Source organism: Pseudomonas sp. TMW22090 (assembly GCF_022496665.1).
Classification (GTDB): domain Bacteria; phylum Pseudomonadota; class Gammaproteobacteria; order Pseudomonadales; family Pseudomonadaceae; genus Aquipseudomonas; species Aquipseudomonas gregormendelii.
In genome coordinates this window covers 1-9,857 of record NZ_SCFH01000018.1, presented here as the reverse complement: position 1 = coordinate 9,857, position 9,857 = coordinate 1, and the positions used below count along the sequence as shown (strand labels likewise).

Annotated in this window: 6 protein-coding genes and 1 rRNA gene; 4 read left to right on the top strand and 3 right to left on the bottom strand. The window is 59.2% G+C overall.

Annotation, left to right across the window (positions count from 1 at the left end; translation table 11 throughout):
* Together EQV97_RS28700 and EQV97_RS28695 are read left to right on the top strand one after the other, a co-directional pair.
* The coding region (locus EQV97_RS28700; RefSeq protein ID WP_276614407.1) for a tandem-95 repeat protein at positions 1 to 4,254 on the top strand (4,254 nt) is incomplete at its 5' end.
* Between the two features lie 147 nt (positions 4,255 to 4,401).
* Positions 4,402 to 4,740 carry a tryptophan synthase subunit beta gene (locus EQV97_RS28695; RefSeq protein WP_122840834.1) on the top strand — a complete coding sequence of 113 codons (339 nt, stop codon included), beginning with the start codon at positions 4,402 to 4,404 and terminating at the stop codon, positions 4,738 to 4,740.
* 73 nt (positions 4,741 to 4,813) lie between these two features.
* Here EQV97_RS28695 and lapD read toward each other — a convergent pair whose 3' ends face one another.
* Together lapD and lapG are read right to left on the bottom strand one after the other, a co-directional pair.
* Positions 4,814 to 6,760, bottom strand: coding sequence for a cyclic di-GMP receptor LapD (gene lapD / locus EQV97_RS28690; RefSeq protein WP_240890565.1), 1,947 nt, complete (start codon positions 6,758 to 6,760; stop codon positions 4,814 to 4,816).
* Positions 6,761 to 6,774: 14 nt separating this feature from the next.
* Positions 6,775 to 7,467, bottom strand: coding sequence for a cysteine protease LapG (gene lapG / locus EQV97_RS28685; RefSeq protein WP_240890564.1), 693 nt, complete (start codon positions 7,465 to 7,467; stop codon positions 6,775 to 6,777).
* A 189-nt stretch (positions 7,468 to 7,656) separates the two neighbouring features.
* On the opposite strand from lapG, the gene EQV97_RS28680 reads away from it, so the two are divergent.
* Positions 7,657 to 8,346 (top strand): GntR family transcriptional regulator, encoded by a 690-nt coding sequence (locus tag EQV97_RS28680; protein ID WP_240890563.1) that lies wholly within the window; start codon positions 7,657 to 7,659, stop codon positions 8,344 to 8,346.
* Between the two features lie 146 nt (positions 8,347 to 8,492).
* Positions 8,493 to 9,470 carry a FecR domain-containing protein gene (locus EQV97_RS28675; protein ID WP_240890562.1) on the top strand — a complete coding sequence of 326 codons (978 nt, stop codon included), beginning with the start codon at positions 8,493 to 8,495 and terminating at the stop codon, positions 9,468 to 9,470.
* Between the two features lie 87 nt (positions 9,471 to 9,557).
* On the opposite strand, the gene rrf is transcribed toward EQV97_RS28675, so the two are convergent.
* Positions 9,558 to 9,673: ribosomal RNA gene (gene rrf / locus EQV97_RS28670) — 5S ribosomal RNA — on the bottom strand.
* Positions 9,674 to 9,857: the final 184 nt, after the last annotated feature.

Genomic DNA, 9,857 nt, shown 5'->3' with positions numbered 1-9,857 from the left:
GTGTCCACCCTTGAAGACACTGCCGTTACCGGCAGCGTCCTCACGGGTACCTCGAGCGTCGACGGCCCGGTCAGCGTGCTTAACTTCACCATCGGCGAAACCACCTACGCCGCTGGCAAAACGGCGACCATCGCCAATGTCGGCACCCTGGTAATCGGGGCAAACGGGGCGTACACCTTTACTCCGGCCGCCAACTACAACGGCAGCGTGCCAGTGGTCAGCTACACCGTCACTGACGGTTCCGGTGGCAATGTCACCTCGACCCTGAACATCAGCGTCACCCCGGTCGATGACAGCTTCACCGATGCCAGCGAAAGAGTGTCCACCCTGGAAGACACTGCCGTTACCGGCAGCGTCCTCACGGGTACCTCAAGCGTCGACGGCAACGTGAGCGTGGTCAACTTCACCATCGGCGCGAACACCTACACCGCCGGCAGTGCGGCGACTATCGCCAATGTCGGCACCCTGGTGATCGGCGCGAATGGGGCGTACACCTTCACCCCAGCCGCCAACTACAACGGCACAGTGCCAGTGGTCAGCTACACCGTTACCGACGGTTCCGGTAGCAATGTCACCTCGACCCTGAACATCAGCGTCACCCCGGTCGATGACAGCTTCACCGATGCCAGCGAAAGAGTGTCCACACTTGAAGACACTGCCGTTACCGGCAGCGTCCTCACGGGTACCTCGAGCGTCGACGGCGACGTGACCGTGGTCAACTTCACCATCGGTGCGAATACCTACACCGCCGGCAGCACCGCGACCATCGCCAATGTCGGCACCCTGGTAATCGGGGCAAACGGGGCGTACACCTTTACTCCGGCCGCCAACTACAACGGCAGCGTGCCAGTGGTCAGCTACACCGTCACTGACGGTTCCGGTGGCAATGTCACCTCGACCCTGAACATCAGCGTCACCCCGGTCGATGACAGCTTCACCGATGCCAGCGAAAGAGTGTCCACCCTTGAAGACACTGCCGTTACCGGCAGCGTCCTCACTGATACCTCGAGCGTCGACGGCGACGTGACCGTGGTCAACTTCACCATCGGTGCGAATACCTACACCGCCGGCAGCACCGCGACTATCGCCAACGTCGGCACCCTGGTAATCGGGGCAAACGGGGCGTACACCTTTACTCCGGCCGCCAACTACAACGGCAGCGTGCCAGTGGTCAGCTACAACGTCACCGACGGTTCCGGTAGCAATGTCACTTCGACCCTGAACATTACCGTTGTGGGTGTGAATGATGCACCGATCGCCGCACCGGTTACCGTCACAGGTACCGAAGACACCCCGCTGGTCCTCGGCTGGTCGACCTTCGGCGTCCGCGATGTCGACAGCCCCGACGCCAGCCTGGGTGTAAAAATTACCGGCCTGCCGGGTGACGGCAAATTGCAGTACCTGAACGGCTCGACCTGGACCGACCTTACGCCTAACCAGATCATCACCAAGACTGACATCGACGCGGGCAAGTTGCGTTTCATGCCAGACACCAACGAGTCTGGCGCCAACGATAACCCCAACGGCACGGGCAACAAGCTGGCTGACTACGCGCAGATCCAGTTCCAGCCAACCGACGGCTCGCTGCTGGGCAACACCGGCACGATCAAAATCGACATCACCCCGGTGGCAGATGCACCAACGCTGAACGTCGCCAGCAACAACGTCACCTCGACGGGCTTGATCAAGGAAGTCTGGACCGGCCTGGCTGGCCTGGGCACCAACGGTAACGGCGCGCCATCCGACACGCTGAAATCGGTGATCGATGCCGCCGGCAAACCAAACTCCAGCACCACCGTCGGCAACGTGCAATCCAGTGGCGACGTGGCTGTGGGCACCGCGTCGAAAACCTCCGGCCTTATTTACCTTGAAGCCGGCAAGACTTACACCTTCAGCGGCAGCGCTGACGACAGTCTGTTGGTGACGATTGGCGGCAAGGATGTAGCCAGCGCGCTGTGGGGTAAAGGTGGAGCCATCTCCGGCGCAGGCTTCAAGCCGACCACCAGCGGCTACTACACCATCGATATCTACCACCACAACCAGAGTGGCCCGGGCAGCTATGACGTCAACCTGTCGATCAACGGCGCCGCCGCTGTCGACCTGAGCAGTTCCGGTATCCCGCTGTACACCGGCGTGGCCAACCTGGCCGCATCCGGCGTGACGGTGTCCGAGCTGCACGGCGCTAACGGTGAAGGTTACTACGAGGGCTACAAGCTCAACGAAGGCGCGGAGAACGGCAGCGTACACCTGTCGAAGATCACCACCGCACTGACCGACACCGACGGCTCGGAAAGCCTCAGCGTGACCATCAGCGGCTTCCCGAAAGGGATGGTGCTGAGCGACGACGCGGGCCACACCTGGACCGTGGGCACCGATGGCAAGGCGATAGTGACTGGCTGGAACCTGGCCAACCTGACCCTGACGCCACCGGCTTACTACAATGGCAAGTTCGACCTGACCGTGACCTCGACTTCTACCGAGCAACTGGGTGGTTCGGCTTCGAGTACGGCGACGATTCCGGTCACCATCTACCCGGCGACGTACAACCCGATCACGTTGACGTCGGGCAACGACGTTCAGGACGGCACCTTCGGCAACGATATTATCGTGGCAGACATCGCCGGGCTGACGACGATACCGGGCCAGAACTACAACATCGCCTTCATGGTCGACAGTTCGAGCAGTATGAGCTCCGCCTCCGTGACTTCGGCCAAGAACTCCCTGATTGCGGTGTTCACCTCGCTGATCGCCAGCGCCACGTCCCAAGGTGCAAACCCTGGAACCGTAAAAGTGTTCCTGGTGGACTTCGATACGCAGGTGAACAAATCGATCTCGGTCGACTTGTCGAGCAAGGGCGCGCTGGACAGCTTGAAAACAGTGCTCGAGAGCATGAAATCCGGTGGCTGGACCAACTACGAGGACGTGTTCAAGACTACCGCCAACTGGTTCCACAGCGAGGAGGCGATGAGTAACTCGGGTGCGCAGAACCTGACTTATTTCATCACCGACGGTGCACCAACGGCCTACACGTCGTCCGAGCAGACCAATCCATTGGTAGTCGATTATCACTGGTCGAACGGCAACGCCGACATCAATCTCGACAGCCTGATGAAGGCCGGTGATTACATGCCTGGTACCGCGTTTAACACGATGATCGGCGGCCAACTCCGGACATTGGTCGATGCCAACGGCAACGTTTACAAATGGACCCAGAACGATTCCGGCGAGTGGAAACCTTCGAAGATCGGTAACAGCCTGAAGATTCACGCCCAGGGTGATGGGACTTACGAACTGTCTTACAACACCGGGGAAGGCAAGGTTGATCGTGACAGCGCCTACAATGCAGGACTGGCACTGGCACTGTTCGCAGCCGCCAACTCCACCGTACAGGCCATTGGCTTGAACAACGCAGTTACCGAAAACGATCTGGCTCCGTACAACACGACCAAAGGCAAACCGCTGGCCAACATCAACCCTGATGACCTGGCTAACGCGATCCTCGGCCATAGCGAGGCGACATTGCCTGGCAGCGACACCATTAACGGCGGCGATGGCAACGACATCATCTTCGGCGACCTGGTGAGCTTCAACGGCGTTACCGGTGAGGGCTACACCGCGCTGCAAGCGTTCGTCGGCCAGGAAACAGGTGTCGAAACCAACAAGGTCACCCCAAGCAACGTGCACCAGTTCGTGACCGAGAACTACAAGGCGTTCGACATGTCCGGTGCCCATGATGGTGCAGATACCCTGCTGGGCGGCACCGGCGATGACATCATCTTCGGCCAAGGCGGCGACGACAAACTGTACGGCGGCAATGGCAACGACATCCTGCTCGGCGGAACCGGCAACGACCTGCTCGACGGTGGCGATGGCAATGACATCCTGATGGGTGGTAAAGGCAACGACACCCTGATCGGCGGTTTGGGTGGCGATACCTTCGTCTGGAAAGCAGGCGACACCGGTACCGACGTGATCAAGGACTTCAAGGCCGCCGAAGGCGACCGTATCGACCTGCGTGATTTGTTGCAGGGCGAGACCGGAAGCACCATCGATAACTTCTTGAAGATCACCACAGTGGACGGCGTCTCTTCCCTGCAGGTGAACTCTGCCGGTAAGTTCAACGGTGCCGACGCAGCAGCTGCCAAGGCCGATGTGACGATCAAACTCGAAGGCAACAACTGGTCTACCGCCAACCTGCACAACCTGATTGCCGGTAGCGATCCGACCATCAAGGTTGATCACAACAACAGCTGATAGCCAGCGGATGGCCGCCCAAACCGGGCGGCCGTCACGTTTGCGACAATCACCCCGGTGACGATTTCGTCGTCGCACCGCATACTCGTGCGCAGTTGTCCTATGCTGCTGACAGCATGAAGCTGGTCCATTTCTGAGGGATGCTCAATGTTTTACGTGCAACGCGATGCGCAAGGCCAATTAGTGCGCGTGGAGGCGGCGGTTTACGCCGAGGCCACCGAGACGCTGCCCGCGGATCATCATGAGATTCAGGCGTGGTACGCCAACGAAGTGATGGAAGTCAGCCTCAAACAGCTCAAGCAGAGTGACCTGGAAATGATCCGGGTACTCGACGACTTGATTCAGGTGCTGACCAGCAAAGGCGTGATTCGGGTGACGGACTTGCCGGCGGCGGCGCAGGCCAAGCTGATGGACCGGAACCAAGCGCGTGAGGCGTTGGGTGGATTGAGTCACTTGATTGATGATGAAGAGACGGGGTTGATTTAGGACCGTTGCCAAAGCAAAAGATCGTCCGATCGCGGCCCGAGCCTTCGGACGATTTTTTGTGCTTCTGAAGTGTTTACTCCCAGGGCTTGGGCTCACCAAACAACTGGCCTTGCACCCCATAAAGCCCCATCTCGCGAATCACCGACAACTCCCCTTCAGTCTCGACCCGCTCAGCTATCAGCGGCAGATCAATGCTGTGCGCTGCGCGCTGAATCGCCTCGATGAACAGGCGCTTGTCGCCCTCCTGATCAATCGCACGGATGTAGCTGCCATCGATCTTCAGGTAGGCCAGGCCGAGGCGTGCAAGGTTGCCGATCATGCTGAAGCGTCCGCCAAAACGTTGCAGGCTCAGGGAGAAGCCCAGTTCACGCAAACGCTTGGTCAGTTGTTCGAGCACGGCTTGCTCGGGAATCTGTTCCTCGCCGATTTCCAGGGTCAGGCGCGGCCCCATGTTCGAATGTGCGCGCAAGATCTCGAACACCTTGTTCAGCATCTGCGGATCCGCCAGCGTGGCCGAAGACAGGTTCAGCGCCAGTGACTCGTCATGACCGGCCATTTGCTCCAGCACCAGTTCCAGCATCAGCCGGTCCAGGCGTGCGGTCCAGCCAAAGCGCTCCAGCCAGGGCAGGAAACGCCCCGCCGGGATGGTCTGGCCCTGATCGTCAATCAGCCGCGACAGCACCTTGTAGTGCAGCACCAGCTGCGGGTCCTGACTGGCGACTACCGGCTGGAAGTAAAGTTTCAGGCCTCGATTTGTCAGTGCCTGATCCAGCAGATTGTGCCAGGCATGGTGGTCATCCGCGACGCGGGACGAGGCGCTGTGATCCAGGCAGGCCCAGCTCGGTTCACCCTGGGTTTCCGCCTGCGCCAGAGCCTGGTCGGCTAACCCGATGACCGCCTGTGGTGAGTCACCATGGACAAACGGTGCCAGGCCCAGGGAGGCAACCGAGGCCACATCGGTGGCACCCGTGGCATGCAGGCTCGCCAAGGCGCTGTCGAGATTGCGCGCCAGTTGCAGCGCTTCTTCGCGGACCAGCCCAGGGGCCAGCACGGCAAACTCGCCGCCGCGAATGCGCGTGACCAGGTTGTGAGTCTCGGGATACTTGGCGCACTCCCGCGACAGCTGCTCGCCGACCGCAATCAGCAACTCGTCGGTGCGCTGACCGCCGAGACGCTGGTTCAAACCGGCCAGATCCTTGACCCGTAGCAACAGCAGATAACCCGAGCTGGCCTGCTCCGGATTGCTCACCCGGGCATTCAATTGCATCTCGAAGTACCGCCGATTGGCCAAGCCCGTGAGGTTGTCCTGGTACGATTCGATTCGCAGTTTTTCACTGCGCTCGGCCTGCTCCTGGAACAGCGCCTTGAGCTTCTCGACCATCTGGTTCATGGCCTGGACAACGCGTCGCAATTCGGGGGTGCGCGGCAGGTCCGGCAGGCTGAGAAACTCACGCCGGGCAATCGCGTGGGATTGCTTGACCATGTAGTCCAGGGGCTTCAATTGCCGACGCAGCAGCAGCGCACCCAGCACCGCACTGACGGCGCCACAGAGCAGCAACCAACCCAGGCTGCCCAGTGCGCTCTGCCACAACTTGGCCAATGCAAACATTGGGTGACTGACGACCTCGACCCGCGCCGCCTGCTCCCAGCCACGGCTGACGATGGCATCACCACCGGCGGGCTCCAGCCCGATCAGCTTGACGAACCAGTCGGGCACGTTGGTCACCGCTGGAATGCCGCTGCGCTCCACGATGACGTTGTCGTTGCTGACGTCTATCACCCGAATGCTGGCGTAGTAGCCACTGTCGAAAATCGAGCTGACCAGCAGCTCGACCATCGCCGGGTCATCAATATTAGGCGTCAGGGACAACGCCAGGGCCGTCGCTGCATCCTGGGCGTGGGAGCGCAGCTGGTTGACGTATTGGGTCCGCGAGCTTTCCAGGCTGACCATGAAGCTGCCAGTGAAAGCGACTACCAGGAACAGACAGATAGCGATCAAAAGCTGTTTGAACAAAGACATCTGAGCGCGTGCTCCTAGTAAGTCGTCTCGACCGGAAAACCTTCGGCCTGCATTTTCTTTAACACATCCTGCCAGCGGGACAGGCGTTTAGTGTCGCTGACTTTCTTGTTGCCCTTGGCGCCCGGAAGGTACAACCCTTCTGCGTTGAAAGAGTAGACCGGCAACAGGTCGGTTCGTTGATTGGCGGGCTTGATTGCATCGATCAAGCTGTCGAGCACCAACGGCATCGCCTCGGGACTCGAATAGTAGGTCAATACCATATGCGCGCGATTCTGGCGCAGGGCCTTGACGTAGGTGATGCGCAGTTTGTCACTGGAAACACCAAGATGGCGCAGGCTGAAATACTTGGCGATGGCATAGTCTTCGCAATCTCCTGCGCCCTTCCACAACGCTTCGACCGGCGTCTCCCAATAATCAACCTCGTTCCACAGGTCGATATCCTCCACATAACGCACTTTGCGGTTGAAGAACTGATTAACCAGATTGAGCTGCTCGAGTTCACCGACCTGCTTTTGTGTAGCCAATAAATGCTGCCAGGCGTCAATGCGTTGCTGCCCTTCGCCCAAGGGCCCGTACAATGCCTGGGCACGGCGACTGATCAGCGAGAAATCCCAATCGGCATGCAGGCCGCCCAGCATGACGCCAGCCAGCAGCAGGGCGCATGAGAGCCAGCGCAAAGTCCGAGGGATCGCGAAACGTACCGCCAATGCGAGGCATCCAGATCAGGCAGGTGGAATTCGGTTGATGGTGCAGGTTAGCCCGACAAAAGACAATGGCACGATGAGATCACTGATAGCGCGCTAAACTTTCAGGGAGGCCGCCGGTTTGACATCTTGTCCGACAGTCTCTAGTGTCAATTTGGATCCAATATCATTAAAACTTATTCAGGGTGCGTTGTGACACAAAAGCCCAACCCTCTAGGCAGTATCAAGATCAACGCGCCAATCCCCGCACACATGGCCCGCGCAGTGATTGAAGAGACCTTGCGCTCGGCGATTCTCGACGGCCGAATCCCGTGTGGCACAGCGTTGCGTCAACAAGACCTCGCGGATTTCTTCGGGGTCAGCCGCATGCCGGTTCGCGAAGCACTGCGTCAGCTTGAGGCGCAGTCGCTGCTGAGCGTCATCGCACACAAAGGCGCCGTTGTTGCGCCGCTTGTTCAAGGCGATGCGGTGGAAACCTACGCACTGCGCATTCTGCTGGAGTCGCAGGCATTGCGTCTGTCGATCCCCCTGCTTACAGCCGAGGACATTGAACAGGCAGCGCGGCATATCGATGATCTCGAGACAGAGCGCGACTTTACCGAGATCGGTCGTCTAAATCGCCTCTTCCACATGGCGCTCTACAGTAAAGCGCCCAACCGCAGGCTGTTGCGGCTGGTGGAGGACGGGCTGAATGAAGAGGAACGCTTCCTGCGCTTCAATCTGGAGGCGATGAACCTGGGTGAATTGTCCCAGGAGGACCACCGGGCGCTGTTGCGCGCAGTGGGGGACCGTGATGTCGAGGGCGCAGTGCACTTGCTTGAACAGCACCTCAATCGTGCGGTGGAAGTGATTACGCGTTATCTCAATAGCCCCGAGCAATAGCCGTTCCAAGAAGGTTTGATCGATGTCATTCGACAGACGCGGGGCGATCAGTTGCGTAATTGGCTTTCGGTGAAAGACAATGCGACTAATTATCATTGTGACATCCGGGCAGCCGCATCATGTCTTCATCACCGTTGGCAGCACAGATGCCTGATCAACATGTCGTGAGACAGGCTATCCACTGGCTCCTGCGCTTGCGCAACAACGCTGGCAATTCCCGGCTGCGCCTGCAATGCGATGTATGGCGCGCGGAGCGCCAGGAACACGAACTGGCCTGGCAGCGTGTCAAATCCCTGCAGGCCGAGCTGAACAGCGATCCGCGCGCCATACCAGGCGCCCCGGACCACTTGAATACCTCGCCAGCCAGTGCCTTGGGCGTAGGCCGCCGGCAAGCCCTGAAGATGCTCTCGGGCTTGCTGCTGGTGGGTTCGACAGCCTGGTTGGCCAAGGACGCATACCACTGGCAACAATGGACCTGCGACTTCGCCACCACCACTGGCGAACGACGTGGTTTTCAGCTGCCTGACGGCACCCGCCTCGAGCTCAATACCGCCAGTTCGGCAGACCTGGATTACACCCCTCATCAGCGACTGATCAAACTGACCCATGGCGAGATACTCGTGACCTGTGGCGGGATCGATCAAGCCGCCTCGTTTGATCGTCCGTTAAGAGTGCAAAGTGTTCATGGATTATTCGAGGGAGTGGATGCCCGGTATGTCCTTCTTCAGGAACCTAACCACACCCGGCTCAGCGTAACGGCCGGCAAGGTGATCATTCATTCACCAGTGTCCGCCGCTGGCGTGCCCATTGAGGTGCGTCCCGGGCAAAGTTACCTGGTCGATCACCAACAAGCGTCGCTGGCGTCACCGCCTGACCTGGAGCCAGGTACGTGGGTGGACGGCCTGATGGTTGCGCGAAATATGCGTCTCGCGGACTTCCTGGACGAACTGGGCCGCCATCGGCATGGCCACCTGAGCTGCGCCACAGATATTGCCGACCTACGCCTCACCGGGGCATTCCGTCTGGACGACACTGACCAGCTCCTCGTTGCCCTGACGCACGCCCTTCCCGTCCAGTTGCACTACCGAACGCGCTGGTGGGTGACCCTGCAAGGCAGAGCCTGAGTCATCAGTGATGGGCAAGTGGCATTGATAGGGTGCTAAACGACAAAACCCCTGTCTGCGTTAGCAGACAGGGGTTTTGGAATTCAATCTTGACGATGACCTACTCTCACATGGGGAAACCCCACACTACCATCGGCGATGCATCGTTTCACTGCTGAGTTCGGGATGGGATCAGGTGGTTCCAATGCTCTATGGTCGTCAAGAAATTCTGTGACCCGCCCGTTACAGCAGTAACGTGCAGGTGAAAATGAGTGACTTCTACAAAAACAAAACCCCTACCTGCATACGCAGATAGGGGTTTTGGAATTTAATCTTGACGATGACCTACTCTCACATGGGGAAACCCCACACTACCATCGGCGATGCATCGTTTCACTGCTGAGTTCG